This is a genomic window from Dyella sp., from assembly GCF_036746095.1.
GTDB lineage: Bacteria > Pseudomonadota > Gammaproteobacteria > Xanthomonadales > Rhodanobacteraceae > Dyella_B.
Genome location: NZ_DAIOEU010000033.1, coordinates 25,480 through 52,025, shown reverse-complemented (window position 1 = coordinate 52,025; position 26,546 = coordinate 25,480). Strand labels below are relative to the sequence as shown.

The 26,546-nt window shown below is 62.5% G+C and carries 32 protein-coding genes and 1 tRNA gene; 24 read left to right on the top strand and 9 right to left on the bottom strand.

The features are described from left to right. The 4 genes from V7M64_RS13915 to V7M64_RS13900 form a co-directional block, all read right to left on the bottom strand. Positions 1-415, bottom strand: a 415-nt coding sequence (locus V7M64_RS13915; protein ID WP_333679840.1) for an FAD-binding protein, incomplete at its 3' end; no start/stop codon positions are given. 5 nt (positions 416-420) lie between these two features. Next, positions 421-816: a succinate dehydrogenase, hydrophobic membrane anchor protein gene (gene sdhD / locus V7M64_RS13910; protein ID WP_333679838.1), complete on the bottom strand. Its 396-nt coding sequence runs from the start codon at positions 814-816 to the stop codon at positions 421-423. Further along, on the bottom strand, positions 813-1,208 hold the full coding sequence (gene sdhC, locus V7M64_RS13905) for a succinate dehydrogenase, cytochrome b556 subunit (RefSeq protein WP_333679836.1): 396 nt from the start codon (positions 1,206-1,208) through the stop codon (positions 813-815). The genes sdhD and sdhC overlap by 4 nt, the downstream gene beginning before the upstream one ends. 99 nt (positions 1,209-1,307) lie before the next feature. Then, positions 1,308-1,475, bottom strand: coding sequence for a DUF1674 domain-containing protein (locus V7M64_RS13900; RefSeq protein ID WP_324148332.1), 168 nt, complete (start codon positions 1,473-1,475; stop codon positions 1,308-1,310). Between the two features lie 138 nt (positions 1,476-1,613). Here V7M64_RS13900 and V7M64_RS13895 point away from each other — a divergent pair, with 138 nt between their 5' ends. Both V7M64_RS13895 and V7M64_RS13890 read left to right on the top strand, forming a co-directional pair. Next, positions 1,614-2,420: a folate-binding protein gene (locus V7M64_RS13895; protein ID WP_333679833.1), complete on the top strand. Its 807-nt coding sequence runs from the start codon at positions 1,614-1,616 to the stop codon at positions 2,418-2,420. A gap of 441 nt (positions 2,421-2,861) precedes the next feature. Further along, positions 2,862-3,296, top strand: a complete 435-nt coding sequence (locus V7M64_RS13890) for a cell wall hydrolase (RefSeq protein WP_333679832.1) — start codon at positions 2,862-2,864, stop codon at positions 3,294-3,296. Positions 3,297-3,372: 76 nt separating this feature from the next. Here V7M64_RS13890 and V7M64_RS13885 read toward each other — a convergent pair whose 3' ends face one another. Further along, on the bottom strand, positions 3,373-3,843 hold the full coding sequence (locus V7M64_RS13885; protein ID WP_333679831.1) for a glycine zipper 2TM domain-containing protein: 471 nt from the start codon (positions 3,841-3,843) through the stop codon (positions 3,373-3,375). A 143-nt stretch (positions 3,844-3,986) separates the two neighbouring features. On the opposite strand from V7M64_RS13885, the gene V7M64_RS13880 reads away from it, so the two are divergent. The 19 genes from V7M64_RS13880 to V7M64_RS13790 all read left to right on the top strand — a co-directional run bounded on the left by V7M64_RS13880 (position 3,987) and on the right by V7M64_RS13790 (position 21,828). Beyond that, a complete protein-coding gene (locus tag V7M64_RS13880; RefSeq protein WP_333679846.1) occupies positions 3,987-4,754 on the top strand; it encodes a TatD family hydrolase in 768 nt (255 codons plus the stop codon). A 237-nt stretch (positions 4,755-4,991) separates the two neighbouring features. Next, a complete protein-coding gene (locus V7M64_RS13875; protein WP_333679829.1) occupies positions 4,992-5,420 on the top strand; it encodes a MarR family transcriptional regulator in 429 nt (142 codons plus the stop codon). After that, on the top strand, positions 5,417-6,958 hold the full coding sequence (locus tag V7M64_RS13870; RefSeq protein WP_333679827.1) for an efflux transporter outer membrane subunit: 1,542 nt from the start codon (positions 5,417-5,419) through the stop codon (positions 6,956-6,958). Before V7M64_RS13875 ends, V7M64_RS13870 begins: the two co-directional genes overlap by 4 nt. Beyond that, complete coding sequence (locus V7M64_RS13865; RefSeq protein ID WP_333679826.1) at positions 6,955-8,142, top strand: efflux RND transporter periplasmic adaptor subunit; 1,188 nt, start codon at positions 6,955-6,957, stop codon at positions 8,140-8,142. The genes V7M64_RS13870 and V7M64_RS13865 overlap by 4 nt, the downstream gene beginning before the upstream one ends. A gap of 93 nt (positions 8,143-8,235) precedes the next feature. Continuing rightward, on the top strand, positions 8,236-9,792 hold the full coding sequence (locus V7M64_RS13860; protein WP_333679825.1) for a DHA2 family efflux MFS transporter permease subunit: 1,557 nt from the start codon (positions 8,236-8,238) through the stop codon (positions 9,790-9,792). Positions 9,793-9,869: 77 nt separating this feature from the next. Next, complete coding sequence (phaR, locus tag V7M64_RS13855) at positions 9,870-10,370, top strand: polyhydroxyalkanoate synthesis repressor PhaR (protein ID WP_333679823.1); 501 nt, start codon at positions 9,870-9,872, stop codon at positions 10,368-10,370. Between the two features lie 76 nt (positions 10,371-10,446). After that, the gene (gene phbB, locus V7M64_RS13850) at positions 10,447-11,208 is read left to right on the top strand and encodes an acetoacetyl-CoA reductase (RefSeq protein ID WP_333679822.1); all 762 of its coding nucleotides are present in this window, start codon (positions 10,447-10,449) and stop codon (positions 11,206-11,208) included. A 122-nt stretch (positions 11,209-11,330) separates the two neighbouring features. After that, entirely contained in the window at positions 11,331-12,701 is a 1,371-nt protein-coding gene (locus V7M64_RS13845) for an NAD(P)/FAD-dependent oxidoreductase (RefSeq protein WP_333679821.1), read from the top strand. Beyond that, complete coding sequence (locus V7M64_RS13840) at positions 12,694-13,128, top strand: DUF3293 domain-containing protein (RefSeq protein WP_333679820.1); 435 nt, start codon at positions 12,694-12,696, stop codon at positions 13,126-13,128. The genes V7M64_RS13845 and V7M64_RS13840 overlap by 8 nt, the downstream gene beginning before the upstream one ends. Positions 13,129-13,149: 21 nt before the next feature. After that, complete coding sequence (ccmA, locus tag V7M64_RS13835; protein ID WP_333679818.1) at positions 13,150-13,776, top strand: cytochrome c biogenesis heme-transporting ATPase CcmA; 627 nt, start codon at positions 13,150-13,152, stop codon at positions 13,774-13,776. Between the two features lie 147 nt (positions 13,777-13,923). Beyond that, the gene (ccmB, locus tag V7M64_RS13830; protein ID WP_333679816.1) at positions 13,924-14,625 is read left to right on the top strand and encodes a heme exporter protein CcmB; all 702 of its coding nucleotides are present in this window, start codon (positions 13,924-13,926) and stop codon (positions 14,623-14,625) included. A 268-nt stretch (positions 14,626-14,893) separates the two neighbouring features. Further along, the gene (locus tag V7M64_RS13825; RefSeq protein WP_333679815.1) at positions 14,894-15,652 is read left to right on the top strand and encodes a heme ABC transporter permease; all 759 of its coding nucleotides are present in this window, start codon (positions 14,894-14,896) and stop codon (positions 15,650-15,652) included. Then, positions 15,649-15,861 (top strand): heme exporter protein CcmD, encoded by a 213-nt coding sequence (gene ccmD / locus V7M64_RS13820; protein ID WP_333679814.1) that lies wholly within the window; start codon positions 15,649-15,651, stop codon positions 15,859-15,861. The genes V7M64_RS13825 and ccmD overlap by 4 nt, the downstream gene beginning before the upstream one ends. 8 nt (positions 15,862-15,869) lie before the next feature. Next, entirely contained in the window at positions 15,870-16,340 is a 471-nt protein-coding gene (ccmE, locus tag V7M64_RS13815) for a cytochrome c maturation protein CcmE (RefSeq protein ID WP_333679813.1), read from the top strand. Then, on the top strand, positions 16,337-18,310 hold the full coding sequence (locus tag V7M64_RS13810) for a heme lyase CcmF/NrfE family subunit (RefSeq protein ID WP_333679812.1): 1,974 nt from the start codon (positions 16,337-16,339) through the stop codon (positions 18,308-18,310). The genes ccmE and V7M64_RS13810 overlap by 4 nt, the downstream gene beginning before the upstream one ends. Next, positions 18,307-18,849, top strand: a complete 543-nt coding sequence (locus tag V7M64_RS13805) for a DsbE family thiol:disulfide interchange protein (RefSeq protein ID WP_333679810.1) — start codon at positions 18,307-18,309, stop codon at positions 18,847-18,849. Before V7M64_RS13810 ends, V7M64_RS13805 begins: the two co-directional genes overlap by 4 nt. 119 nt (positions 18,850-18,968) lie before the next feature. Beyond that, entirely contained in the window at positions 18,969-19,406 is a 438-nt protein-coding gene (locus V7M64_RS13800; protein WP_333679845.1) for a cytochrome c-type biogenesis protein, read from the top strand. Then, positions 19,403-20,452 (top strand): tetratricopeptide repeat protein, encoded by a 1,050-nt coding sequence (locus tag V7M64_RS13795; protein ID WP_333679809.1) that lies wholly within the window; start codon positions 19,403-19,405, stop codon positions 20,450-20,452. Before V7M64_RS13800 ends, V7M64_RS13795 begins: the two co-directional genes overlap by 4 nt. Before the next feature lie 275 nt (positions 20,453-20,727). Continuing rightward, positions 20,728-21,828, top strand: a complete 1,101-nt coding sequence (locus V7M64_RS13790; protein ID WP_333679808.1) for a homoserine O-acetyltransferase — start codon at positions 20,728-20,730, stop codon at positions 21,826-21,828. Positions 21,829-21,840: 12 nt separating this feature from the next. On the opposite strand, the gene V7M64_RS13785 is transcribed toward V7M64_RS13790, so the two are convergent. After that, a complete protein-coding gene (locus V7M64_RS13785) occupies positions 21,841-22,170 on the bottom strand; it encodes a hypothetical protein (protein ID WP_333679807.1) in 330 nt (109 codons plus the stop codon). Positions 22,171-22,280: 110 nt separating this feature from the next. Between V7M64_RS13785 and V7M64_RS13780 the strand changes: the two genes are divergently transcribed. After that, positions 22,281-22,868 carry a cysteine dioxygenase family protein gene (locus V7M64_RS13780; protein WP_333679805.1) on the top strand — a complete coding sequence of 196 codons (588 nt, stop codon included), beginning with the start codon at positions 22,281-22,283 and terminating at the stop codon, positions 22,866-22,868. 26 nt (positions 22,869-22,894) lie between these two features. Then, positions 22,895-22,980 (top strand) — tRNA-Leu (locus V7M64_RS13775). On the opposite strand, the gene V7M64_RS13770 is transcribed toward V7M64_RS13775, so the two are convergent. Next, positions 22,959-23,156, bottom strand: a complete 198-nt coding sequence (locus V7M64_RS13770; protein ID WP_333679804.1) for a hypothetical protein — start codon at positions 23,154-23,156, stop codon at positions 22,959-22,961. The two genes, V7M64_RS13775 and V7M64_RS13770, sit on opposite strands and share 22 nt — an antisense overlap. Beyond that, entirely contained in the window at positions 23,153-24,013 is an 861-nt protein-coding gene (locus V7M64_RS13765) for a DMT family transporter (RefSeq protein WP_333679803.1), read from the bottom strand. Before V7M64_RS13765 ends, V7M64_RS13770 begins: the two co-directional genes overlap by 4 nt. A gap of 124 nt (positions 24,014-24,137) precedes the next feature. On the opposite strand from V7M64_RS13765, the gene V7M64_RS13760 reads away from it, so the two are divergent. Beyond that, positions 24,138-25,520, top strand: a complete 1,383-nt coding sequence (locus tag V7M64_RS13760) for a PLP-dependent aminotransferase family protein (RefSeq protein WP_333679802.1) — start codon at positions 24,138-24,140, stop codon at positions 25,518-25,520. 104 nt (positions 25,521-25,624) lie between these two features. On the opposite strand, the gene V7M64_RS13755 is transcribed toward V7M64_RS13760, so the two are convergent. Next, positions 25,625-26,485, bottom strand: a complete 861-nt coding sequence (locus V7M64_RS13755) for a LysR family transcriptional regulator (protein ID WP_333679801.1) — start codon at positions 26,483-26,485, stop codon at positions 25,625-25,627. Positions 26,486-26,546: the final 61 nt, after the last annotated feature.

Genomic DNA, 26,546 nt, shown 5'->3' with positions numbered 1-26,546 from the left:
CGCAGGTGCGCTGCGCGGTGCCCTTGCCGTAATGCGTGGTCATGCCGCCGAACGGACGCTGATAGATGCGGCCATTCTCGGTGCGCGAGAACGGTACGCCGTAGTGTTCCAGCTCCAGGATCGAAGGGATGGCCTCGCGGCACATGTACTCGATCGCATCCTGGTCACCTAGCCAATCCGACCCCTTGATGGTGTCGTAGAAGTGGAAGCGCCAGTCGTCCTCGCCCATGTTGCCCAGCGCCGCGGCGATACCGCCCTGCGCGGCCACCGTGTGCGAACGGGTCGGGAACACCTTGGTGATGCAGGCGGCCTTCAGGCCTTTCTCGGCCAGGCCGAACGTGGCGCGCAGGCCGGCGCCGCCGGCGCCCACCACGATCACGTCATATTTGTGCTGCTGAATTTTGTAGGCTTCCATCGAGCTCAGGCTCCCAGTGCGATGCGCAGCACGGCCAGCGTGCCAGCCAGCACGCTCAACACGGCAACAAACTTGATGGCCACCATCAGGAAGATTTCCTTCCAGTGGGTATGCACGTAGTCCTCCACGACCACCTGCAAACCGAGCACGGCATGCCAGAACATGGTGACCAGGAAAGCAATCAGCAGCACCGCGTTCCAGGGCTTGGCCACCACCGCGCGCACGGTGGCGTAATCGCTGTGCAGGTGGCCCAGCACCAGCACGACGAACCATAGCCCGAGCACCACCAGCGCCGTGGCGGTGGTGCGCTGGGTCCACCAGTGGCTTACGCCGAACTGGGCCGAACCCAGGCCGCGTGCCCGCTTCAGCGGATGGCGCAGATCTTTCGCATTCGCACTCATGCGGCACCCCCGGCAGACAGCGCGTAACCGACAACAATAAGCGTAAGCAGCAAGCTGACGATCACCGAGGCCCAGCTGGAACGCACGAACTGGACGATGGCGTAGCCCGCGCCCGCGTCCTGCACCAGGTGGCGGATGCCGTTGCACAGGTGATAGAAGAATGACCAGGTCCAGCCGATCAGCAGGATGATGCCGACGGGGCTGCCCATGCAGGTCTTGAACTGGTTGAAGGCGTCTTCGCCGGCAGCCAGGGCAACCAGCCACCACACGAAGATCAAAGCGCCCACGGACAGGGCGATGCCGGTGGCACGATGCAGGATGGAGGTCACCATCTGCACTTGCCACTTATATATCTGTAGATGTGGTGAAAGCGGTCGTTGCGTCTCTGCCATGGCGGCTATCCTGGGGTGGAATCGCTGATGCCCGTCACCGCTCCCCTTGCCTGTGCATCGCGCTGACATCCATATCGTGGCGCGAATGGCGCAACGGCATCAGAAATCGATGCAGCGCCCGTTCTTTTCCCAATCGCCGTAGCGCGTGGGATCCGGCGCCGGCCGCTCGTTTTGTTCCTTGCCCGGCACGGGCGAAACGGGCGTTGCGGCCCGCTCTTTCTTGGCGGGTTCGTTCGGCGTGGCGGGCTTGGAGGACGTGTCGGGCATGTTCGTATCGCCAAAAGCGTAATACTTGCCGCATAGCGGCACAACCAGTTGACGCCAGACGCCGGGCGATGCAGGCAGGCAAGATGGGCACTGCCGCACCTCTTGCATCAAGCCTGTGCCACCCCCACTCCACCGCGCATGCCGACATCTCACACCGCCCACGCCATATTCATCGAAGGCCCCGACGCCATCGCGTTCGCACACAGCCAGTTCACCAGCCAGGTCACCGCGCTGGACAATCAGCGCTGGCAACTCAGCAGCTGGCTCGACGCACAAGGACGCGTGCGCAATATGTTTCATCTTGCGCGCATCGGCGATGAGCGCTTGCTGGTGATCCTGCGTGGCGGCGACGCAGCCGGTTTTATTGAAAACTTGCGCCGTTTCGTATTTCGTTCGCGCGTCAAACTTTCCGTAGCAGAAGGATTGCTTGCAGGCAGTTCCGCTACGCCGTTGTACAGCGTCGACATGCAAGATGATGTCATTCGTTTAGGATGCGGAACGCACAGCATGCTGTTCGGTGCGAACGTGCAGAACGAGGATGCATGGCAATTACAACAATTGCGCGAAGGTTGGGCATGGCTTCCCGATAGCGCGTTGAACGAACTGCTTCCACCTGCTTTGTCGCTGCATCGTCTTGGTGCTGTCGCCATCGATAAAGGTTGTTATCCAGGCCAGGAAATCGTTGCGCGCCTGCACTATCGCGGCGGCAACAAACGTCATCTGCATCATGTTGCACTGTCGAAACACGTGGAAGATGGCACTCTGCTTCAACGCGACAATCGCGAATTCATGCGCTTACTCAATGTCATCATCGCGCACGGCGAACAGGTAGAAGCACTGGCTGTCATGACTGACGAAACAGCGGAACAGTTTGGACAACAGCATGAACATCTGCTCAGTGATGATGGCATTGACATACGCTTGCTAACTACTTGGCCGGCTTGACGTTTACATCATGCTTGCTGTGCCAGGATGGTGAGCGTACTGTGAATCTCGCTGCGCCAGCACTTGCAAAGACAAGCGCGGCCCACTAGATTCCGCCAAACTTTTTCCGGCATCCACCAGCCCGCAGGGTGCCGACATACGCGACGAACCGGAGGGGTCCGGATCGGCGCGACCCGGCAAAAAGACGCCGGAGTACAACTCGCCGTATGCGCGAACACGCTGCACTCAACCACTTAGTGCACGCAGCGTTGAGCCAGATGATTTCCCGATCGACATCGGACATGTCGATCGATTCCACCGCGTTACAGCGGTCAACATCCGTTTGTGCCTCAAGTTTCGGCGCAAGCGATATATCCAGGTGGAACGGCCTGCCCGCCCGTCCACCGCAACGGCGTCCTGGCGCGTATGTGCGCCCGTACGTACTGCAAGCTGGAGGCAGATATGAAACTTTCCATGTTGTTGTGGCTGATGTCCGTACTGCCCCAACCGCTCGCAGACCAGACTTGTCTGGCGACCACCGTCTATCTGGAAGCACGTAGCCAGTCGACGGTAGGCCAAATGGCCGTGGCGGAAGTCGCCATGCGCCGGCGCGAACGCGGCCAGTGGGGTGATACGGTGTGTGACGTCGTCAAGGCGCCGCATCAGTTCGCGCTATCGACGACGTCGCCCAATCAAGAGATCGACAACGTCGTCGCATTCCAGAAAGCCTGGGACATCGCCGGCAAGTCGATCCAGAACTGGGGCCTTCCCGTCGACGAGCGCCACCTCTTCGTTCCCCACGCGGACCACTTCGCCACTGTCTCGGTAGCACCGAACTGGTCACGTAATCAACGCGCCATCACGATCGGCGATCACAAGTTCTACTCGATCAACTGATACCGACGAAAACCACGAAAAAGGCCCTCGCAAGAGGGCCTTTTATTTGGACGTCCAGACGTCTATTTGAAAGCGATCAACGTGGATAAACCTGGTTGTTGCTGATCACGACGTAATCGCCAGGACGCACACCGGGACTCGGAACCTGAGTGACCGTGGCGTACTGCCCATTGTCCATGCGCACTACGATCTGCCACGCCGGCGTCGTACCCGCCGGTTGGCTGTTCGCCTGCCCCACCTTGTTCCCCACCACGCCGCCTACCACCGCGCCGCCGACGATGGCCGCCGTATTGCCGCGCCCGTGGCCGATGGTGCTACCCAGCAAGCCACCGGCCACCGCACCGATCACCGTGCCCAGGCCGCTGTTATTGCTGCCTTGCTGCTGGATATAGATCTGCTGGACTTGCTGCACCACGCCGCAGTTCTGGCAACCGCGATAGCCGTAGGTCGTCTGGTACGTGGTTGGCTGCGTCTGGCAGCCCGACAACGCCGCCACGGCGATCAGCACCGCGGCCACCGCTCCGAATTTGGACGATCTGCTTTTCACAACGACCTCCTGTATATGTTGATGTGCGCAAGCGCGCCGCCCGGCGAGACTTGATGTGGCGCATTGAAGCGCCCATACGCTGAATGACGCCAGACCGCTTCAAACCTATCAGAACAGCCCCAAGATAACGCATCATGACCGCCATGCTTACGCTTGCCGACAGCCACGTACACCTGGATGACGTTTCGTTCGACAGCGATCGCAACGCCGTCGTGGAGCGCGCCCTGCAAGCGGGTGTAACGGTGCAAATCATCCCGGGCGTCGATGCGGCCAGCTGGCCGCGCATCCAGGCGTTATGCACTTCCGGCAGCGGCCTTTTCCCGGCTTACGGCATGCACCCGATGTTCATGGATCAGCACCGACCGGAACATCTCGCAACGCTGTCGCATTGGCTGGCGACACAGCAGCCCGTTGCGGTTGGAGAAGTCGGCCTTGATTTCCACGCTGAAGGCCTGGATGCAGAAGACCAGCGCCACTATTTTTTGCAGCAACTGAATCTTGCCCGCGAATTCGATCTTCCCGTAATTCTGCATGCGCGCGCCGCGATGGACGAAGTAACCGCTGCTCTGCGCCGCATCGGCGGCTTGCGTGGCGTGGTGCATAGCTTTGCCGGCAGCCAACAACAAGCCGAACAGTTGTGGAAGCTTGGTTTTCATATTGGCATCGGCGGCCCTGTCACTTACGAACGCGCGCAACGCTTACGGCGCATCGTCGCTCATATGCCGATCGAATATTTGATGTTGGAAAGCGACGCGCCGGATCAGCCGTTATCGACACACCGCGGCCAGCGCAACGAGCCGGCACGCGTTGCCGAAGTCTTGCAGTGCATTGCTGCCTTGCGTGGCCAAGAACCCCAAGCCATCGCGGCTGCGACGACTGCGAACGTAAAGCGGCTGTTCGCCCTCGCCTGACCGCATCCTCACCGGTCCGGGCAACCTGCATGCCATGCCGGGGGCTCGGCTGCCATTGCCCAACCCATTTACGCCAGCACTTGCCAAGTACCGCCCTACGCCTCATCATTTTATTTCACCAGTGAAATATGCACCGATGAAATGTTTCTGAGCGACAAAATCAAGTGCATGGATGAGGGGATCGCAGGGGTACGCAGGGCCATTCCCGAAGTACCGGCGGATGTCGGACTTTGCCGGATGATGCTGCTGATCGCCGAGCGCCTGCAGGCGGAGCTTGAGCACAAGCTGCGTCCGCACAAGCTCAACGACAGCGAATTCCGCACGCTGATCGCCCTGTTTGCACATCCGGACGGTACGTCCACGCCAGGCGAGGTCTGCCTGTTCACCTCGCTGGGCGTCACCAACATGACACGCATTGCCAACGCGCTGGTAAAACGCGGCCTCATCACGCGCGGCCCCAGCGAAGAAGACCGCCGTCGTGTCGTCATGAAAATCACGCCAGCCGGCAAGCGCTTCGTGCAGAAGATGCTGCCTAGCATGCTTCCGCGCCTGAAGCTGCTTTTCGATGGGTTCACCAACAGCGAGCGCAGCACCTTGAACCGCCTGCTGCGCAAGCTGGCAAACAACCTCAGCCAACTCGAACACGCAGCGGGTGATTCGCCATGAACGCCTCATCCTTTCCGTACGCACGGCTCCGTCCCCTGGCGCTGATGGCGGCAATGGCCCTCGCCGGTTGCCATATCCCGGCCAAAGTGCAGCACCCTGCCCTGCGCGATGACGTACCACTGGCCGGTTTGCCCACCAAGGCAGGCGCCGAATGGCCGGCTGCCGAATGGTGGCGCGTGTACAACGATCCGCAATTGGACCAGGTGATGGCGCTGGTCATGAAGCAGTCGCCTGATCTGGAACAAGCACGGACGCGCGTGAAAACCGCCGAGCAATCGGTGCGCGTTGCCGCCGCGCAGGCCGGCCTTACCATCGACGCCAATGGCCAGCTCACGCGCCAGCGCATGAGCGACCATGGCCTGATTCCTCCCTCGCTGCTCGGTTTCAACTGGTACAACCAGGCCGACCTGAGCGTGCAGCTCGAATACGATTTCGATTGGTGGGGCAAGAAGCGCAACGCGATCGAATCCGCGCTTGATCAGGCGCATGCCGCCGAGGCGGAGCGCAGCGCGGCCATACTTTCTATTCAAAACGCGGTGGCGGATGCCTATTTCGGCTTGCTGGCCGATGAAAGCCGCCTAGCGCTCAATCAGCAAGCCGTCGGTGTGCAACAGCGCCTGCTGCACATCGCCGAACTGCGCGTACGACAAGGGGTGGATCTGCCCGATACCGTGCAACAGGCGCGCGCGCAGCTTGCCAGTACGCAACAGATGCAGGCCACGCTGGAGGGCTCGATCCAACTGCGCAAAGTGGTGCTCGCCGCGTTGGTGAACGTATCGCCGGCTCAGTTGCCGCCGCTTGGAGCACGCGCGTTGCCGGAACTGGAGGGCGCGATTCCCGATGATGCGCACCTGGACTTGATCGCCCGCCGCCCCGAGATTGCCGCCAGCCGCTGGCGCGTGGAAGCCGCGTTGAAACAGATCGATGTCGCACGCGCGCAATTTTTCCCTGATTTCAGCATCAAGGCGATGGCCGGCCTTTCCAGTACGGACCAGGGCGCGCCGAGTTTCGGTGGCCTCACCACCGGCAGCAAGGGCGATCTGGGCAATTTGTTCACGGCCGGCAGCCGCGTGTTCGGCATCACACCGGCGGTGCACCTGCCGATCTTCGAAGGCGGACGGCTGAAGGCGAATTACGGTGCCAGCCGCGCCGAGCTCGATGCCGCCATTGCGGATTACAACGTGGCAGTAACGGATGCCGCGCGCGACGTCGCCACGCAAGCCGTCACCGCACAACAGATTGCCGCGCGTCGCGAAAAACAGGATGCGCAGATCAAGGCCAATCAAGCACTGCTCGCCAACGCGCAGGCGCGTACCGCGCACGGCACGCAGGATGCACGCCAAAGTCTCAACGCCGAAGCACTGTTGCTGCAGCAGCGTGACCAGGCCATCAGCCTGCAGGCCCAGGCGCTCACCACCGATCTGGCGCTGATCAAGGCGCTAGGCGGTGGCTACCGTTCCTACTCCGACAACAAGGCAGCGCAATCCGCCGCCGCTTCCTCCCCCATTTCGAATCCCGCAGGAGCCCCCCGACCATGAGCGCCTCCGAGTCCGTTCTCTCCACGGACGCCAATGACAGCGGCCTGGCCGCGAAGAATCCCGCCAAGCGCAGCCGCGCGCTGTTGATCGTGGGTGCGATTTTCGTGCTTGCGGGATTGACGTGGTTCCTGCTGTGGTTCTTCGTATTTTCAACACGCGAAAGCACCGACAACGCGTACGTGGGCGGCAACCAGGTCGCGCTCTCCTCGCAGGTGCCCGGTACCGTGATCGCCATCCTCACCGATGACACGCAGCACGTGACGGCCGGACAGGTGCTGGTGAAACTGGACCCCACCGACGCCGACGTGCGTTTGCGCCAGAACAGCAGCGCATTGGCCCAAGCGGTGCGCCAGGTTCGCCAGCAAAACGATTCGGTCAACGGAGCAGATGCGACGGTGGCTGCGCGCGAAGTCGATCTGCGCAAGGCCGAGGCTGATCTGAAGCGCCATCTGCCACTGGTGGCCGCGCAAGCCGAATCGCCCGAAATCGTGCAGCACATGCGTGACAGCGTGGCGCAGGCACGAGCCGCATTGAATGCCGCGAAGGCGCAGGCGCAATCGGCGCGCGCCGCCGTGGCAGGTACCGACATCGCCAACAACCCGGCCGTGATGCAGGCGCGCGCAAACTTCCGCGCCGCCTGGATCGCCGCGCAGCGCAACACCATCGTCGCGCCCGTCAGCGGCTACGTGGCACAGCGCAGCGTGCAGTTGGGTGCAAGCATCTCGCCCGGCCAGCAATTGATGACCATCGTGCCGCTGCACGATTTATGGATCGACGCGAACTTCAAGGAAAACCAGCTGCGCCACATTCGCATTGGCCAGCCGGTCAAGGTCACGACAGACCTGTACGGCGGCGGCATCGAATACCACGGCAAGGTGATTGGCCTGGGTGCCGGCACCGGCAGCGTGTTCTCGCTGTTGCCGGCACAGAACGCGACCGGCAACTGGATCAAGGTGGTGCAGCGCGTGCCGGTGCGCATTGCGCTCAACAATGACGAGCTGGACAAGCATCCGTTGCGCGTTGGCCTTTCGACCGACGTAACGGTCGATATCAGCAACGACAAAGGCCCCGAGCTGGCTTCTGCGCCCGCGCAGCCGCCGGCGGAAACCTCCGTGTACGACCAGGTCGCCGCGCAGGCCGATGCGGAAGCAGAAAAGATCATTCGCGCCAATCTTGGTGAGTGACGCAGGTTCCCTGCGCTCACTTTCGCAACCCATCTGCCGTTGTTTCCGCATAAGCGGGCATGACGGCCAGCAAAGCAAGATCGCGAGGCCATCATGGCTGCCACACCCGACAACGCCGCACCGCTGAAACCGCTGCATGGCACGCCGCTGGTCCTGCTGACCATCGCCGTCGCCTTCAGCACCTTCATGGAGGTGCTGGACATGACCATCGTCAATGTTTCCGTGCCGCATATTGCCGGCAGCCTGGCGGTGAGCCCGAACGAAGGTACCTGGGCGATCAGTTCCTACTCGCTGGCCAGCGCCATCATGCAGCCGCTCACTGGCTGGGTGGCGCGACGCTTTGGCGAAGTGCGCACCTTCGTCACGTCGGTCATGTTGTTCGTGCTGTTTTCGATGTTTTGTGGCTTTTCCACCACCATGCCGATGCTGGTATTCGGCCGCTTGATGCAAGGCGCGGGCTCGGGCCCGATGGTGGCGCTCTCGCTGACCTTGTTGCTGTCGAGCTACCCGAAAGAAAAACAGGGCGTCGCCTTGGCGATGTGGGCGATGACCGTGGTGGTGGCACCGATCTTCGGCCCGATCCTCGGCGGCTGGATTACCGACAATTTCTCCTGGCCGTGGATTTTCTACATCAACCTGCCGGTGGGCGTCCTGGCGGCGATCATCACCTGGACACTGCTGCACAAGCGCGAGACTAAAACCACCAAGGCGCCGATCGACGTGGTGGGACTGGTGCTGCTGGTGGCAGGCGTGGGATGTCTGCAGTTCATGCTGGACAACGGCAATGATCACGACTGGTTCGCCTCGCCACTGATCCTTACGCTGGGACTGATCGCACTCGTGTGTCTCACCTTCCTGGTGGTGTGGGAAATCCACGCCAAGCACCCGGTGATCGATCTCACGCTGTTCAAGGAACGCAATTTCACGGTGGGCGTGCTCAGCCTGTCGCTGGGCATGTTCGCCTTCTTCGGCATCAACGTGGTATTTCCGCTGTGGCTGCAAACCACGCTGGGCTATACCGCCACCTGGGCAGGTTTGGCCGCGGCGCCGGTGGGCGTGCTGGCATTCCTGCTGTCGCCGATCGTTGGCCGCAACATGGACAAGGTCGATCTGCGTTTACTGGTGAGCATCGCGTTCATCGTATTCGCGTTTACCTCGTACTGGTTTTCCACCTTCGACAGTGCGGCATCCTTTGCCACCCTGGTGGTGCCGCGCTTCGTGATGGGGCTGGCCATTCCCTGCTTTTTCATCCCGCTCAACCAGATCTACCTCTCCGGCCTGCCTGCCTCGGAGATCGCCAGCGCCTCGGGGTTGTCCAATTTCTTCCGCACGCTGGGCTCGAGCGTTTCGACCGCAGTCATGGTGACGCTGTGGCAGCATCGGGCCATTTCCCATCACGCCAGCCTTACCGAGTACGTTAATCCCGCTCAGCCCGGTGCCGCACATTATCTCCAGCAACTTTCGCAGATGGGATTGGGAGCGGCGCAACGTGTCGGTTATATCGATCAAATCATCAACCGTGAAGGGTATACCCTGGCTGTTAACGACATTTTTTACGGGTGCGCCATTCTCTTTATCGTATTGCTGCCCGTGCTCTGGTTTGCCCGTCCGCCGTTCGGCAGTGCGGGCGGCGGCGCTGCGGGCCACTGATTGCTGCACCCGATCGTGCAGCATAAAAAGGCGAACCCTGACTGGTGCGACGCAATACCTTCTGTTAGTTTGTGTGCATGGCACAAACTATCCGCATCATCAAGAAGTACCCGAACCGTCGGCTCTACGATACGGAGATCTCCAGCTACATCACACTGGAAGAAGTCCGTCAGCTGGTTCTGGATGGTGAAACCTTCGAAGTCCGCGACGCCAAAAGCGGCGAGGACCTGACCCGCTCCGTGCTGCTGCAGATCATCTCCGAGCACGAAGAAAAGGGCCAGCCGATGCTGTCGCCCCAGCTCCTGAGCCAGATCATCCGCTTCTACGGCGATTCCCTGCAGGGATTCATGGGGCCGTACCTGGAGCGCAGCCTGCAAGTGTTCCTCGACCAGCAGCAGCAGTTCCGCAGCCAGCTCAACAGCATGATGGGGCAAACCCCGTGGGCGCTGTTGAACGATCTGACGGAACGCAACCTGGACGCCTGGAAGAACATGCAACGCGGCTTCATGGATGCCGCCAGCCAGGCCAACACCCCGCCGGGCCAGGCCGGACGCGGCACCACCACCAAGAAACCCTGATCGCGTTACTCGGGCACGCCACACCGCTGCAGCACAACACGTGCTGCCGCGCGGCATGCGTTAAGAGACACCTGTCATGACCTCGTCACACTCCACCCCGCGCATCGCTTTGGTAACCGGGGGCATCGGCGGGATCGGCACGGAAATCTGCCTGCAACTTGCCCAAGCCGGCCGTGCCGTCATCGCCGTCGATCTGGCCACGCGCAGCGATCGCATCGAGGCGTTCCGCGAACGTATTTCCGACTTGCACGGCGCCATCCGCTTCGAACCCTGCGACGTCAGCGACTTCAAAGCCTGCGGATCGCTCGTCGAGCATGTCGAACGCAACATCGGCCACGTCGATATCCTGGTGAATGCCGCCGGGATCACCCGCGACACCAGCTTGCGCAAGATGGATCCGCAGCAATGGCATGAACTGATGCGCGTGAATCTCGATGGCGTGTTCAACACCTGCCGCCAGGTCGTCGAGGGCATGACTGCGCGAGGTTTCGGCCGCATCGTCAACCTCAGTTCCGTAAATGGCCAGACCGGCCAGTTCGGGCAGACCAATTACTCGGCCGCCAAGGCCGGCGTGCACGGTTTCAGCATGGCGCTGGCGCGGGAGACGGCGCGCAAGGGCGTTACGGTGAACACGGTATCGCCCGGTTATTGCGATACGCCGATGGTGGCCGCGGTGCCGCACGAGATCCGGCAACAAATCATCTCCGACATTCCGGTGGGCAGGCTCGGCACGCCGGGGGATATCGCCCGTGCCGTCGTATTTCTTACCGCCGATGATGCCGGCTATATCACCGGCGCCAACCTGCCGGTGAATGGCGGCTATTTCATGAGTTTCTGAAAACTCGAGACGTGCGTTGAGGTAAGCCCCTCTCCCCTTGAGAGAGGGGAGAAGTTCAGCTCACCCTTGCAGTCAACGCCCAGTTGCGGAACATTGTTGCGTTCCCATTCACGGCGTGCAGCATGACGCAACAAACCATCACTCTGATTGGCGGCGGCCTCGTCGGAGCCTTGCTGGCCCAGCTACTGGCCCGGCGCGGCTTTGCCGTTGAAGTCTTCGAAAAACGACCCGACCCGCGCCGCGCCGGCTTCGTCGGCGGACGCTCGATCAACCTCGCGCTCGCCGAGCGCGGCTTGCAGGCATTGCGTACCGCGGGTCTCGCCGATGACGTGTTGCAACACGCGGTGATGATGCGCGGTCGTATGGTGCATCCGCTGCAAGGCACCTCCGGCCTGCAGCGCTACGGCGTCGACGATAGCGAAGTGATCTGGTCAGTCTCGCGCGGCGGACTCAACATGCTGTTGCTGGATGCGGCGGAAGCAGCGGGTGCGACGTTCCACTTCGGGCAAGGCCTTGCCGCCGTCGATCTCGACGCGCAGCGCATCACGCTGGCTGATGAAACCAGTACACAACGCCAGCACGATGCATCCGTGCTGATCGGCGCCGACGGTGCAGGCTCCGCACTACGTGTAGCCATGAACGATTACCTCCCGCTCGGGCAACGCGTCGAACCCCTGGGCCACGGCTACAAGGAACTGGAGATTCCACCGGCCACCGGCGCCAACCGCTTCGCGATCGAACCGCATGCCCTGCACATCTGGCCGCGCGGTGGCTACATGTGCATCGCGCTGCCGAACACCGAAGGCAGCTTCACCGTCACGCTGTTCCTGCCCGCGCATGGTCCGCATCCCAGTTTCGACACCCTGCCGGATGCCGCCGCAGCCAGCGCATTCTTCCGCGAGGACTTCCCCGACCTGCTGCCGTTGCTGCCTAACTTTGCCGAGGACTACGATGCGCATCCGGTCGGCAGCCTGTCCACGCTCTATCTCGACCGCTGGCATATCGACGGCCGCGCCCTGCTGATCGGCGATGCCGCGCACGCCATCGTGCCGTTCCACGGCCAGGGCATGAATTGCGGGTTCGAAGATACGGTGGTGCTGGCGGATCTGCTCGCCGAAGCTGGCCGCGACACCGCCGATGCTTTTGCCGAGTTCCAGCGCATCCGCAAACCGAACGCCGATGCCATCGCAGCGATGGCACTGGAGAACTACATCGAGATGCGCGATTCGGTCGCCGACCCGCGCTATCTCGCCAAACGGGAACTCGGCGCGCGGCTGGCCGAGCGTGCGCCGCACTATTTCATGGCGCGCTACCGCATGGTCACCTTTACGCACCTGCCTTACGCCTATGCGTACGAGCGCGGGCGCGCCCAGGACGTGTTGCTGGAACAATTGCTGCGCGGCTCCACCGATGTCGAAAACATCGCGCTGGACGCCGCCGTCAGCGCCCTGCGAGCCACCCTGCCACCGTTGCCACCCTTGCGTCATGGATAGCGGGCTGATCGCCGCCTATCGCAATACGGATTACCGCGTGCGCCTGGCGCGTGGCAGTTTTGCATCCCTACACGTCGACGCGCCCGTGCCCGCGGCGTTGCGCGCCCTGGTCGGCCCGCGCAGGTGGGCCTTTATCACGGCATGGAACCCTTTTTCGCAACGCCGGCCGCGCGAGCAGAACCATGCTGCGCAACAAAGCCTGCTCGCGGCCCTGCAGAAGCTCCCTTCCACGGCGGCCATCCATCCCGCCATCGGCGTCGGCCAGGATTGGCGCGAACCCAGCTTTTTCGTCGTGGGCCCGGAGCTAGCAGAGATGGATGCACTGGCGCAGCAATTCCAGCAAAACGCCTATGTCCACGGCCTGGCTGAAGGCTACGCACGCCTGCGCCTGACCAGCGGCGAGCCGCCGCGTGGACAAGCCGGATAGGCCGTCCGCACAATGCCGGTGATGACTTCCCACTCTCCGCTACTCGAAGCCCGCGCCCTCGCCTTCCACCGCCAGGACGAACCCGTCTTCGGCCCGCTGGATTTCCATCTCCACGCCGGCGAACTGATGCTGATCGAAGGAGACAACGGCAGCGGCAAGACCACCCTGATGCGCATCCTCACCGGTTTGCTGCGCCCAGAAGAAGGTGAGCTGCTGTGGCGCGGCGAGCCGCTCACCTGGGACCGTTGCAGCGGCGAGGTGGTGTTTCTCGGCCATCAGCTCGGCCTGAAAGCGGAACTGAGCGCACGCGAGAATCTGGCCTTCACCATCGGCCTGCACGGCCACCGCAACCAGAGCGGCATCGAAGGCGCACTCACGCAAGTTGGATTGACCGGATTTGAGGATGAACCCATACGCAAACTTTCCGCCGGCCAGAAGAAGCGCGTGGCACTGGCGCGTTTGCTGCTGATTCCCGCCGCGCTATGGCTGCTGGACGAACCCTACGCCAACCTGGACCGCACCGGCATCGAACTGGTGGACGCACTGCTGGAAGCGCATATCGCGCACGGCGGTGCGGCACTGGTCACCAGCCACGGCGCCGTGCAGTTCCATGGCGGCGAGCCGCAGCGGATTCGTTTGCATGGTTAAGAGTCGGCTTTCATGTTCCAGGTGCCTCGCATTGCATCTGAGTAGCCACCAGGTGACAGCGCGTGGCGCGGCGCCGGACTGGCCCTCTGGTCAAGCCTCGCGCTGCCGCAGGGCGGTCAGTCAGGCGCAATGCGAGGTGCTTGGGGCATGAAAGCAGACTCTTCCCAGCGTCCCGGCCTTGCTCACGCTTGCATGGCAGTGCTTCGCCGCGACCTCACGCTGGCCTGGCGCCAGCGCGGCGACATGGTGCTGCCCGTGCTGTATGCGCTGATCGTCACCTCGTTGTTTCCTTTTGCGCTCGGCCCGGAAAGCGCCTTGCTCAAGCGTATCGCCGGCGGCGTGGTGCTGGTGACGGTCCTGCTGGCCATGTTGCTGGCGCTGGATGCGATGTTCCGCAGCGATATCGAAGACGGTTCGCTGGAACAGCTGATGCTGGCTCCGCAACCGCTGGCGCCGATGCTGGGCACGAAAATTTTTGCGCATTGGCTGGCCACCGCCCTGCCATTGATCGTGGTGGCGCCCATGCTTGCGAGCATGCTGCATCTACCTGCCATCGTGATGCCCGTGCTGATCGCCGCGTTGCTGCTCGCCACGCCGCTGCTGAGCCTGCTGGGCGGCATCCTGGTGGCGCTGACGGCCGGCACGCGGCGCTCTGGTATGCTGCTGGCCTTGATGCTGCTGCCGCTCTGCGTGCCGGTGGTGATCTTCGCCGCAGGCGCACTGGCAGCCGCCCAGGAAGGGCTGCCGTGGATCGCCCCCATCGCATGGCTGGGCGCGGCGCTCGTCCTGGCCGCGGTGCTGGCTCCACTCGCTTGCGCTGCAGCCCTCCGCATCGCACTGGATTCATGAGGAGCCTCCCCCCTGCCGCTGCGTGGCCCGTGCTGAATCTGTTTGCACGCAAGATTAAAGTGATGGGTGAACGTATATCTATGCATGAGCGAGCAATGACGCGAGCAGGTGGGCAAACAGATTCAGCCCTTCGGGTTGCGCCTGAGCGGCCGCCATGCGGTAGCGCGCGGCTTGACCAGACGGCCAGCCTGGCGCTGCGCCACGCGCTACCACCTGACGGCCGCTCAGACACAACACGGGCTACGCATCGACAGGAGGGAGGCTCCTGATGGCCAACTGGATCCCTCTGTGGTTGCACAAGCTCAGCTCGCCGCCGGTGTTCTACCGTTTCGCCGGCACGCTGCGACCATGGGCCATTTCCCTCGCATTGATACTCGGCTTCGTCGCGTTGTACGGCGGTTTGGTGCTGGCGCCGCCGGATTACCAGCAAGGCGATGACTACCGCATCATCTTCATCCACGTGCCCTGTGCCTGGATGGGCCTGTTTATCTACGGCGTCATGGGCATTGCCGCCTTCATCGCGCTGGTGTGGCGCATCAAGCTGGCCGAAGTGGTGGCGATGGCTTCCGCGCCGATCGGCGCCGCCTTTACCTTCATCACCCTCGTAACCGGCTCGCTGTGGGGCATCCGCATGTGGGGCACGTGGTGGACATGGGATGCGCGGCTTACGTCCGAACTGGTGCTGCTGTTTCTGTACCTGGGCGTGATCGCGCTGTACCACTCGTTCGAGGATCGCCGCCAAGGCGCTCGCACCGCGGCGTTTCTCGCGTTGATCGGCATCGTCAACGTGCCGATCGTGCATTTCTCGGTGAACTGGTGGAACACCTTGCATCAAGGCTCCACCATCAAGCTGCTGGGGCCTTCCACCATCGCGCCGTCGATGCTGTGGCCGCTGCTCACCATGATGGTCGCCACCAAGTTGTATTACGTCGCCAGCCTGTGCAGTCGCGTGCGCGCGGACTTGCTGTCGCTGGAAGGCGGCAAGGACTGGGTGCGGCAGATTGCCGAGAACGAGGTGCGCGGATGAATGCCGCATCGTTGCAATCGTTTCTGGCCATGGGCGGGTATGCGATCTATGTGTGGCCGGCCTATGGCGTGTTTTTCATCGTGCTGCTGGTCGACTGGTTCGCACCGCGGCTTCGCCGCCGCCGCTTGTTGCGTGAATTGCGCGCACGCATGGCGCGGCAGGACGCGCGTAAAGAACGCGCGAACCGACCTTCTGCCGCTTCAACTTGAACGTATCCATGAATCCCACGCGTCAACGCCGACTCACCATCATCCTCGCCATCCTCGCGGCCGTGATCGTGTCCGCAGCCTTGGTGGTCTACGCGCTGCAGCAGAATATGAATTACCTGTTCACGCCGAGCCAGGTGCAGGCAGGTGAAGCTACCTCCTACAAATCCTTCCGCCTCGGCGGCATGGTCAAGGCCGGTTCGATCCAGCGCAGCAACGATTCGCTGAAAGTCACCTTCACCGTCGTCGATGCAAGCGGTGCGATGCCGGTGGAGTACAACGGCATCCTGCCCGACCTGTTCCGCGAGAACCAATCGGTAATCGCCACCGGCCATATGGATGGCGCACGCTTCATCGCGACCGAAGTGCTGGCCAAGCACGACGAAACCTACATGCCGAAAGAGCTGAAGGATGCGATGGCCAAGGCACATGCCGGCAAGCACATCGACGAAGCCGCCAACCAGGACAAGCAGCAGCTATGACTCCCGAACTCGGCCAGCTTGCACTCATTCTTGCGTTGCTTCTCGCCCTGGCGCAAAGCGTGTTGCCGCTGATCGGCGCGTGGCGCGGCAACCGTGCGTTGATGGCGGTGGCGCGTCCGGCGGCGACCGGGCAAGCGGTGTTCGTGGCGCTAGCATTCGCGATTCTGGTGGCGGCATTCCTGCGCTTTGATTTTTCAGTGCAATACGTGGCCGACAATTCCAACCTGCAACTGCCGTGGTATTACCGCATCGCGGCGGTGTGGGGCGCGCACGAAGGTTCGATGTTGCTGTGGGTATTGATCCTCAACGTGTGGACCGTCGCGCTCGCGCTATTGAGCCGTCGCCTGCCGGATGCATTCCTGGCGCGCGTGCTCGGCGTGCTGGGCATCATCTCGACCGGTTTCCTCTGCTTCATCCTGTTTACCTCCAATCCGTTCGCACGCCTGCTGCCGATGCCGCCCGATGGCGCGGACCTCAACCCGGTGTTGCAGGACCCGGGCATGACGTTTCATCCGCCCGTGCTGTACATGGGTTACGTCGGTTTCTCGGTCGCGTTCGCGTTTTCCATTGCCGCCTTGCTTGGCGGCTCGATGGAACAAAGCTGGGTGCGCTGGGCGCGGCCGTGGACGAATGCTGCTTGGGGTTTTCTTTCCTGCGGCATCGTCGCCGGCAGCTGGTGGGCGTATGCGGAATTGGGCTGGGGCGGCTGGTGGTTCTGGGATCCGGTGGAGAATGCCAGTTTCATGCCATGGCTGGTGGGCGTGGCGCTGATCCATGCGCAAGCGGTGACGGAGAAACGCGGCTCGCTGCGTGCATGGACTATTTTGCTATCGCTGTTCGCGTTCTCGCTGTCGTTGCTGGGCACGTTCCTGGTGCGCTCGGGCATTCTCACATCGGTGCATGCGTTTGCCTCCGATCCGCGCCGCGGCACCTTCATTCTCTGTTTCCTTGCCGTGGTCGTCGGCGGCTCGTTGCTGCTGTATGCGCTGCGCGCCCCGAAAGTGGCGGGTGGCAAGGCGTTTGCCTTGGTCTCGCGCGAAAGCGCGATCCTGGTCGGCAACCTGATGTTCACCGTGGCCGCGGCGATGGTGATGCTCGGCACGCTGTTCCCGCTGCTGGGCGATGCGTTGAACCTGGGCAAGATTTCGGTTGGGCCGCCCTACTTCGGCTTGCTGTTCCCTTTGCTGATGCTGCCGGTGGTGCTGTTGTTGCCGTTCGGTCCGTATTTGCGCTGGGGCAACAGCGAAGCGCCGGTACTCAAGCAAGTGCTGGTGCGTGCAGGCATCGGCGCCATCGCGTGCGCTGTGATCGCAGCGTTCCTGGTGCAGGGCCAGCTGAAAGCGATCGCCGGCGTGGCCAGTGCGGTGTGGGTTGGCGTGGGCGTGGTGCTGTACATCCTCAAGCGCTGGCGCGATATGCCGAGCGGACGCCGCTATCCCGCCGAAATGGCCGGCATGTTGCTGGCGCACTTCGGCGTGGCGGTGTTCCTGATCGGCGTGCTGTTGTCCGAATCACTGAGCGTGACGCGCGACGTGCGCCTGTCGCCGGGACAAGTCGCCAGCATCGGCGGCTATGAATTTCGCTTTGACGGCGTAACGCAAGCCACCGGCCCCAACTGGACCGCGCAGCAAGGCGTGGTGACCGTGACGCGCAACGGTTCGCCAGTGGCGGTGATGCACCCGCAGAAACGCACTTATGCGCACGAACAGGTGCAAACCACCTCCGCGATCGACCCAGGCATCACCCGCGACATCTACGTGGCATTGGGTGAACCGATGGATCCAAACCATGTAGAGGGTGCGTGGGCTTTGCGGTTGTATACCAAGCCGTTCGTGCGCTGGATCTGGGGCGGCGGCCTGTTCATGATGCTGGGTGGTTTTGTCAGCGCCGCCGACCGCCGCTTCCGCGTGAAACGCGAAGTGGAAGTTGCGGAGACGATTGCCACCAAGCTGCAGGAATCACAGGCATGAGCCGGCTGCTGCCGTTCTTCGCGTTCGTGTTGCTGGCGGCGTTGCTCGGCTTTGGCATCTGGTGGAACAGTGCGCACGACCCTACCGCCGTGCCGTCGCCACTGATCAACAAACCGGCACCGGCGTTCGCCTTGCCGATGCTGGATGAGCCGGCCAGGACGGTGAGCAAGGATTCGATGCTGGGCAAACCGTATCTGGTGAACGTATTCGCCAGCTGGTGTTTTGCCTGCGGCGAAGAGCATCCGGTGCTGATGGCCGAGTCCAAGAACTTCGGCGTGCCGGTCATAGGCTACGACTACAAGGACGATCCCAATGACGCAAAGGCGTGGCTGGCGCAGCACGGCAACCCGTACGACATGGTGGTTGCCGATACAAGTGGCCACACGGCGATCGACTTCGGTGTATATGGCGCGCCGGAAACGTTTTTGATCGATGGCAAGGGCGTGATTCGCTATAAGCGCATCGGCCCATTGACGCCGGATGTGATCGCGCAGCAGTTGAAGCCGGCCATCGAGGCGTTGCGCAAGGAGGCGCCATGAGCTCCGTGCAACATGCGGCCTCAACACACCCGTCACCCCGGCGAACGCCGGGGCCCAGCGACTTTGCTCGACCTGCAAGGCGCCGCGCCCCGGCCTTCGCCGGGGTGACGAGGGTGTGCATCAGTATCCTTGTCGTACTGGTGTTGGCAGTTATCGCCAACACCGCCACCGCCCAAGCCATCGACCCACTCCCCTTCCGCGACCACGCCGAAGAACTGCGCTTCCAACACCTCACCAGCGAACTGCGCTGCCTGGTCTGCCAGGATGAAAACCTCGCCGACTCCAACGCCGACTTCGCCCGCGACATCCGCCACAAGGTGTTTGAGCTGATGCAACAGGGCAAGAGCAACGCGCAGATCAAGCAATACTTGGTGGACCGCTATTCCGACTTCGTGCTCTACGATCCGCCGGTCAATCAACGCACCTGGCTGCTGTGGTTCGGCCCGCTGCTGATACTGATCGCTGGCGGCATGGTCGTGGTCAACACCATCCGCAAGCGCAGCCGAATTACTGCGCAGACTGCATCCGCACCGACCGATAACGGGGACGATTGGTGAAATCGCTTTTCTACATTGCCGCCGCAGTGATGATCGCTGTGGCGCTCGCCTTGCTGTTGCTGCCGCTGCTGCGGCATGGACGGCAAGCCGGCCGTCCGCGCAGCCTGTTCGTGCTGATGCTGTGCATCGCGCTGGTGGTGCCGATCGGTGCGGCGCTGCTGTATCAACAAGTCGGCACGCCGGTGGCGCTGAATGGTGTTGCCACCCAGGCGCAGACCGTCACCGACGTCAACAAGGCGCTGGACGAACTACGCGCCCACCTTGCTTCGCAGCCGAACGACATACAAGGCTGGCTGCTGCTGGCGCAGGCCGATATGGAAATGCAGCAACCGGACCAGGCGCGTGATGCCTACGACAAGGTGCTGAAACTGAAGCCGGACAACACCACCGCCATGGTCGGCTGGGCACAGGCCGAATCGGCCGCCAGCCCCGATCACCATATCGGCGATCGCGCGCGTGCATTGCTGGAGCAAGCGGTAAAGCTCGAGCCCGATAACCAGCGCGGACTGTGGCTGCTGGGCATCAGCGATTTCCAGCAAGGCCGCTTTGCCGAGGCCGCATCGACCTGGCGCACCCTGCAGCCGATGCTGCAGCCGGGTTCCAACGTGGCACAGGCGGTTGCGCAGCAGATTGCCCTGGCGGATGCGCGCAGTGGCGCACCGGCCGGCGCCTCGAGCGCGGCGGCACCCGCGCCTTCCGCAGCGGCCGTGCAAGTAAAAGTGAGCCTGGCGCCGGCGCTCAAAACCAGGCTCGCCGCTGGCGACACGTTGTTCGTCTACGCCCGCGCGGAAAACGGGCCGCCCATGCCGGTGGCCGTCGCCCGGCTCCAAGCCAGCCAATTGCCCACCACCGTCACGCTCACCGATGCGATGAGCATGATGCCGTCGATGAAGCTGTCTTCCGTGCCGCGCGTGGTGATTGGCGCGCGCATCAGCCATAGCGGCAATGCGATGGCTCAGGCCGGGGATCTGGAAGGCAATGGCGGTACGGTCGACGTGGATAGCAAGGCGCCGGTGAATATCGTCATCGACAAAGTGCATGATTGAGGATCGTGCATGGATGCTATCCGCTGCCGCGAGCAGGGGTATATGCATTGCGGTGATGTGCGATTTCCTCATCGTCATTCCGGCGCAGGCCGAGGTGCTGTACAACAGCAAAGCTGGTTAATCCAGTTTTAATACCCGTGCGTAGCACTTCGAAACCTGATTCAGTGTCCTTCGGACGCATATTTGAACTGGATTCCGGCCTCCGCCGGAATGACGACAAGGCGAGTTCGGTCATGCCTGACATAGTGAAACTGCATATTGAGCAAGGCCCTGCCATGAGCGACGCACGCCAATACTTCGACCTGCCCTCCCCGTTCGCCATGAAACGCGGCGGCAGCCTGCACGGCGCGCGCATCGCCTACGAAACCTGGGGCCAATTGAATGCCGCGCGCGACAACGCCGTACTGATCCTCACCGGCCTGTCCCCAAGCGCGCACGCCGCTGCCAACGCACAGGATCCCTCGCACGGCTGGTGGGAGGGCATGCTCGGCCCAGGCAAGGCGATCGATAGCAACCGCTGGTTCGTGATCTGCGTGAATTCACTGGGCAGCGATAAAGGTTCCACTTGCCCGGCTTCGATCGATCCTGCCACCGGCGAACCCTATCGCCTTCGTTTTCCCGATCTCTCGCTGGAAGACGTGGCCAATGCCGCGCATGCGTTGGTCAAAGGCTTGGGCATTGAACAACTTGCCTGCCTGATCGGCTGCTCGATGGGCGGCATGAGCGCGCTGGGCTACATGGTGCTGCATCCCCATAGCGTGCGCGCGCACATCAGCGTGGATACCGCGCCGCAAGCGCAGCCGTTCGCGATTGCCATCCGCTCGCTGCAACGCGAAGCGATCCGGCTCGATGCCAACTGGAGCGATGGCCGCTACGACGACGAACGCTATCCGGATATCGGCATGAGCATCGCGCGCAAGCTCGGCGTGATCACCTATCGTTCCGCGATGGAATGGAACGGCCGCTTCGCACGCATCCGCCTCGATCCCGAGCAGCGCGAAGACCAGCCTTTTGGCGTTGAATTCCAGGTGGAGTCCTACCTCGAAAGCCATGCCCGGCGTTTCGTGCGCACCTTCGATCCAAACAGCTATCTCTATCTTTCGCGCGCCAGCGACTGGTTCGACATCAGCGAATACGGCAACGGCAGCGTGCTGGAAGGCTTGAAGCGCATCCGCATCGAGCAGGCGCTGGTGATCGGCGTCAGCACCGACATCCTGTTTCCGCTGGAACAACAGGAGCAGATCGCCGAAGGGCTGCAAGCGGCCGGCGCCAAGGTGGAATTCGTGGCCCTGGATTCGCCGCAAGGCCACGATGCTTTCCTGGTGGATATCGAGAATTACAGCCGTGCGATCGGCGGGTTTCTCGCGCGTCTCTAAAAGCGCGAGGATTTACGCCTCAACCGGGAATTCCAGCGACCTGAACTCGGCGAACATCCTCTCCGCTTCCGGCAGTTCGCGCAGCGGCACGTACTCGCAAACGGCGGCAAAGCGCTCCCATAGATCCACCACACGAGCGGTGCGGTGGGCGTCCTCGATGGCGCCATCCTTCCACTCGAACACCTCCACGATGATGCCATTGAGGCCGCGCATCGCCTGTGCAGGCCGATCGGTCACCAGGCCCAGCGTGCGCAGGCACGGCACGTGCTCGCGAACCAGGATCTCCAGATCCTCTGCGCACCCCGGTTTCGGACGGTACGCTACAATCACCATCACACCCATGGACGCTCCCCCTTCCTGTTAGTCCGGGAAGGCTAGCAGAGAAGCTTCAAGATAGCGTCAACAGCCAGGCGTTCGTGGGTGCAAGCCTTCCAGATTTATCGAGACCTTCGATGCTCACCACCGAATTCCCCGGCTGTCGGAAACTTATCCAGGCGATCGACACGGCTGTCGCCAAGGGCTCCACGCCCGCCATCACCGACAGCCTGCGCAACAGCCTGTGCAAGTTGATCCAGAGCAAGGAAATCGTCCTGCCCGCCTGCGTATTCGAAACCGCCGAAAACCGCTATGCCCGCCGCGAGCTCTATCACAGCGACGAGTTCGGCTACTGCGTGGTGGCCATGACCTGGGCCCCCGGCCAAGGCACCCCCATCCACGACCACTGCGGCATGTGGTGCGTGGAAGGCGTGTGGAGCGGCGCGCTCGAAGTGGTGCAGTACGAGCAGCTCCCCACCGGCGAACAAGACGATACATACCGCTTCCAGCCGGTCGGCTCCATCCAGGCCGGCCCCGGCTCCGCCGGCAGCCTGATCCCGCCGCACGAGTACCACACCATCCGCAACCCCAGCGACGAAGCCATCGCGGTGAGCCTGCACATCTACTCCGGCAACATGACCCACTGCGCCGTGTTCCAGCCCAAGGACGGCGACCGCTGCTACGAACGCCAGGACCGCAAATTGAGTCTCGACCCGGTGAACTGAAACCGGCATAATGGGCGTTCGCACTTGCCGGTGTGGCGGAATGGTAGACGCGGCGGACTCAAAATCCGCTTCTGGCGACAGAGTGTAGGTTCAAGTCCTATCACCGGTACCAATATATGTTTCGGAGCGCAGCACGGCTCTGAAAGAAGAAAAGCCCGCAAAACGCGGGCTTTTTCGTATCCTCAGCCACTTCGCCGCCATTCCCTCGCCTGGCGCCATGCCACGGGCTTGAGCCTGCATCGATGCCGTGTCGGAGCGCATCATCATTCCGGCAAAAAACAGTTTCACCTGGCGTAATGCTTCGCACCGGCAACGCACACCACCGTGCCCAGCGTCACCGCCAACATCATCCAGCTCACTTTTTCGTGCAGGACCAGCGCGGCCAGACCCAGCCCCATGAAAGGCTGAAACAGCTGGAGCTGCCCCACCGCGGCGATACCGCCTTGCGCCAGGCCGCGATACCAGAACACGAAACCGATCAGCATGCTGAAGAGCGAAACGTAGGCAAGGCCGGCCCATGCCTGCGCCCTGACATGGCCCAGCGATGGCGGCATGCTCAGCAACCCCATCGGCAGCATGACCGGCAACGACAACACCAACGCCCAGCTGATGACCTGCCAACCGCCCAGCTGGCGGGAAAGGCGCGCGCCCTCCGCATAGCCCAGGCCGCACACGATCACGGCAGCCAGCATCAACAGGTCGCCCAGAGGCGAAGCGTGGATGCCATTCAACGCCGCGTAGCCGACGACAAAAGCGCTGCCGAGGATGGAGAACAGCCAAAACACCGGTTGCGGACGTTCCCCGCCGCGAAGCACGGCAAAGATCGCCGTGCACAACGGCAGCAGCCCGACGAAGACGATCGAATGGGCGGACGTGACGTGCTGCAACGCCAAGGCGCTCAGCAACGGATAGCCGACCACGCACCCCAAAGCAGTCAGTGAGAGCGAAGGCAGGTCGGCGATATTCGGCCGGCGTTGGCGCAGCAGTAGCAACCATGCCAAGCCCAGCGACGCCGCGATGGTCGCCCGCGCGCAAGTCAGGAATATCGGATTGAGATCGGTCACAGCCATGCGCGTTGCCGGCAACGATCCGGCAAACATCGCCACGCCGATGAACCCGTTGACCCAGCCGTTCGTTTTTTCCATCGGGAAACCCCTTTGATCGCCGGCGTTAAGTGGAGCACCGGCGTGGCTGGCCGGGCCACGCACAGCCAAATACAATCAAAAAGAACTGTTATGGATAGAAAACCAGTACGGTTGAGGGAAAATCATGCAGCAGAACGGCACGCGCATCCGCGCGGTGATGGCGGAAATCCAATCGCGGATCGCCTCCCGCGCCTACCTGCCAGGCGCACGCTTGCCTTCGGTGCGCGCGCAGGCTCAAGCCATGCAGCTCTCGGTCTCGACGGTGGTTGAAGCGTATGAGCGCCTGGCGGCCGAGGGCGTCATCGCCGCCCGTCCCGGCTCAGGGTTTTACGTCGCGGGGCCGGTCGCTCCGCTGACGTTGACCGAGATCGGTCCCAAGCTCGACCGCGAAGTCGATCCGTTGTGGGTCTCGCGCCAATCGTTGGAGACGGACGCGTCGGTGCTGAAACCTGGATGCGGTTGGCTGCCTGCCGCATGGCTGTATGAGGAAGGCATGCGGCGAGCCCTGCGCGCGCTGGCAAGGGCCGATACGTTGGCACTGAGCGAATACGCCACGCCCCTGGGCCACCCGGCGCTGCGCCAGTTTCTTTCCCGGCGAATGGCCACCTTCGGCATCGAAGCTGCGCCCGAACAGATCATGCTCACCGAATCGGGCACGCAGGCCATCGACTTGATCTGCCGCTTCCTGCTGGAACCGGGCGATACCGTGCTGGTGGACGACCCCTGCTATTTCAATTTCCATGCACTGCTCAAGGCGCACCGCGTGCACGTCGTGGGCGTCCCCTATACGGCGAGCGGACCCGATCTGCAGATATTCGCCGCAGCCCTGAAGGAACACTCGCCACGGCTCTACATCACCAACTCCGGCATCCACAATCCAACCGGCGCGGTGCTTTCGCCGGTCGTGGCGCACCGGTTGTTGAAGCTCGCCGACCACTCGGACCTGGTGATCATCGAAGACGATATCTTCGCCGATTTCGAAATCGCGCCGGCACCGAGACTGGCGGCCTTCGATGGCCTCTCGCGCGTGATCCATATCGGCAGTTTTTCCAAGACCATCTCGGCATCGCTGCGCTGCGGCTACATCGCGGCACGCAGCGATTGGATCGAAAGCCTCACTGATCTGAAAATCGCCACCGTTTTTGGCGGCGGACGACTCGCTGCCGATATCGTGCTGCGGGCATTGACCGACAGCGGCTACCGCAAACACATGGAGACCGTGCGGCTGCGCCTCACAGAACACATGGACAAGACCATCAGCCGGCTCAAAGCCATCGGCATCACGCCATGGCTTACGCCACAGGCCGGCATGTTTCTCTGGTGCCGGCTGCCTGACGGCATGGATGCCGCCAGCCTGGCGCGAGCATGCTTGCAAGAAAATGTCGTGCTGGCGCCGGGCAACGCCTTCAGCCAGTCATTGAGCGCGGGCGACTATTTGCGCTTCAACGTCGCGCAATCCGCCGATGCCCGTGTATTCCACGTCCTGGCGCGGGCGCTTCCCACATAGCATTCCCACCGCTGTCACCCGATACGGATCACGCAGGTAAGTCGTTATAGGGCACTTACGCCCAGATCCGGCGATTCAGCGCCGCCACTCACACGGGTATCCGATCAAGCCGAAAGGCTCTTGAACGCCTCCGCCAACGTACGCAACGCAGTGCGCGAGCGTCGATCATTGAGCGCGGAATACAGCACGACTTCCTGGGTTGGCAAGGAAGGCAGCGATAAAGCATGGCCTACCTCGATGGTGCCGCTCGGTGCGGTACGCCGTGCCATCACCGCAATCGCTAGGCCCGCAGCCGCTGCCGCGCCGACGACTGCGGCACCCTTGCCGATGAATACTTCCGTCCATGCGATACCCGCCTCGTCCAGCGCGCGCACTGCCGCGGTGCGGATACCGCACGACTCGCCTTGCGTGGATAGCGGTAGCGGCTGCCCAGGGCGAAGCGTCCAGCTCGGCGCACCAATCCAGGCGAAGTTTTCGGTGAAGATGGTTTCGCCCTGCTGGCGGCGATTGTCCGCCTGCAAAATCAGCGCAGCATCCAGAGTACCTTCTTCATACGCCTGCATCACCTCGCGCGAGCCCGCCACGCGCATCTCGATCAGCAGATGAGGATCGTGCTCGTTCATGCGGCGCAATAGCGCCGGCAGTTCGCTACCGACGATCAGCTGGCTGATGCCGATGGTCAGCCGGCGCTGCTCGACCTGGAAGGAGGCCATCGCGCGTTCGTGCGCGCCAACCAGTGAACGTGCCGCATCCAGAAAAATGCTGCCTTCGGCCGACAAGCGCACCTGGCGCGGCGTGCGTTCCAGCAAGCGGCGGCCAAGCTGGTCTTCCAGGCGCCGCAGCTTCAGGCTGAGTGCGGACTGGGTGGTATCGAGCACTTCCGCCGCGCGCGTAAAGCTTTGCAGGTCGGCGATGAAGACGAAGGCTTTGACGGCGTCGAGGTCCAGCGCTTTCACGGGATTCATCAGGTCGTTTTGCGATCGCCGGAATATACATCCATGATCCTGGCCAGGGCGGACCGTAGAC

Bases quoted from the DNA above. Each gene is read 5' to 3' on its own strand.
- sdhC (WP_333679836.1), bottom strand. From the start codon at position 1,208: ATGGCAGAGACGCAACGACCGCTTTCACCACATCTACAGATATATAAG.
- ccmE (WP_333679813.1), top strand. From the start codon at position 15,870: ATGAATCCCACGCGTCAACGCCGACTCACCATCATCCTCGCCATCCTC.
- V7M64_RS13860 (WP_333679825.1), top strand. From the start codon at position 8,236: ATGGCTGCCACACCCGACAACGCCGCACCGCTGAAACCGCTGCATGGC.
- V7M64_RS13805 (WP_333679810.1), top strand. From the start codon at position 18,307: ATGAGCCGGCTGCTGCCGTTCTTCGCGTTCGTGTTGCTGGCGGCGTTG.
- V7M64_RS13785 (WP_333679807.1), bottom strand. From the start codon at position 22,170: ATGGGTGTGATGGTGATTGTAGCGTACCGTCCGAAACCGGGGTGCGCA.
- V7M64_RS13810 (WP_333679812.1), top strand. From the start codon at position 16,337: ATGACTCCCGAACTCGGCCAGCTTGCACTCATTCTTGCGTTGCTTCTC.
- phaR (WP_333679823.1), top strand. From the start codon at position 9,870: ATGGCACAAACTATCCGCATCATCAAGAAGTACCCGAACCGTCGGCTC.
- V7M64_RS13845 (WP_333679821.1), top strand. From the start codon at position 11,331: ATGACGCAACAAACCATCACTCTGATTGGCGGCGGCCTCGTCGGAGCC.
- V7M64_RS13875 (WP_333679829.1), top strand. From the start codon at position 4,992: ATGATGCTGCTGATCGCCGAGCGCCTGCAGGCGGAGCTTGAGCACAAG.
- V7M64_RS13865 (WP_333679826.1), top strand. From the start codon at position 6,955: ATGAGCGCCTCCGAGTCCGTTCTCTCCACGGACGCCAATGACAGCGGC.
- ccmA (WP_333679818.1), top strand. From the start codon at position 13,150: ATGACTTCCCACTCTCCGCTACTCGAAGCCCGCGCCCTCGCCTTCCAC.
- V7M64_RS13880 (WP_333679846.1), top strand. From the start codon at position 3,987: ATGCTTACGCTTGCCGACAGCCACGTACACCTGGATGACGTTTCGTTC.
- phbB (WP_333679822.1), top strand. From the start codon at position 10,447: ATGACCTCGTCACACTCCACCCCGCGCATCGCTTTGGTAACCGGGGGC.
- V7M64_RS13900 (WP_324148332.1), bottom strand. From the start codon at position 1,475: ATGCCCGACACGTCCTCCAAGCCCGCCACGCCGAACGAACCCGCCAAG.
- ccmD (WP_333679814.1), top strand. From the start codon at position 15,649: ATGAATGCCGCATCGTTGCAATCGTTTCTGGCCATGGGCGGGTATGCG.
- V7M64_RS13755 (WP_333679801.1), bottom strand. From the start codon at position 26,485: ATGAATCCCGTGAAAGCGCTGGACCTCGACGCCGTCAAAGCCTTCGTC.
- V7M64_RS13825 (WP_333679815.1), top strand. From the start codon at position 14,894: ATGGCCAACTGGATCCCTCTGTGGTTGCACAAGCTCAGCTCGCCGCCG.
- V7M64_RS13890 (WP_333679832.1), top strand. From the start codon at position 2,862: ATGAAACTTTCCATGTTGTTGTGGCTGATGTCCGTACTGCCCCAACCG.
- V7M64_RS13840 (WP_333679820.1), top strand. From the start codon at position 12,694: ATGGATAGCGGGCTGATCGCCGCCTATCGCAATACGGATTACCGCGTG.
- ccmB (WP_333679816.1), top strand. From the start codon at position 13,924: ATGAAAGCAGACTCTTCCCAGCGTCCCGGCCTTGCTCACGCTTGCATG.
- V7M64_RS13790 (WP_333679808.1), top strand. From the start codon at position 20,728: ATGAGCGACGCACGCCAATACTTCGACCTGCCCTCCCCGTTCGCCATG.
- V7M64_RS13765 (WP_333679803.1), bottom strand. From the start codon at position 24,013: ATGGAAAAAACGAACGGCTGGGTCAACGGGTTCATCGGCGTGGCGATG.
- sdhD (WP_333679838.1), bottom strand. From the start codon at position 816: ATGAGTGCGAATGCGAAAGATCTGCGCCATCCGCTGAAGCGGGCACGC.
- V7M64_RS13780 (WP_333679805.1), top strand. From the start codon at position 22,281: ATGCTCACCACCGAATTCCCCGGCTGTCGGAAACTTATCCAGGCGATC.
- V7M64_RS13895 (WP_333679833.1), top strand. From the start codon at position 1,614: ATGCCGACATCTCACACCGCCCACGCCATATTCATCGAAGGCCCCGAC.
- V7M64_RS13760 (WP_333679802.1), top strand. From the start codon at position 24,138: ATGCAGCAGAACGGCACGCGCATCCGCGCGGTGATGGCGGAAATCCAA.
- V7M64_RS13870 (WP_333679827.1), top strand. From the start codon at position 5,417: ATGAACGCCTCATCCTTTCCGTACGCACGGCTCCGTCCCCTGGCGCTG.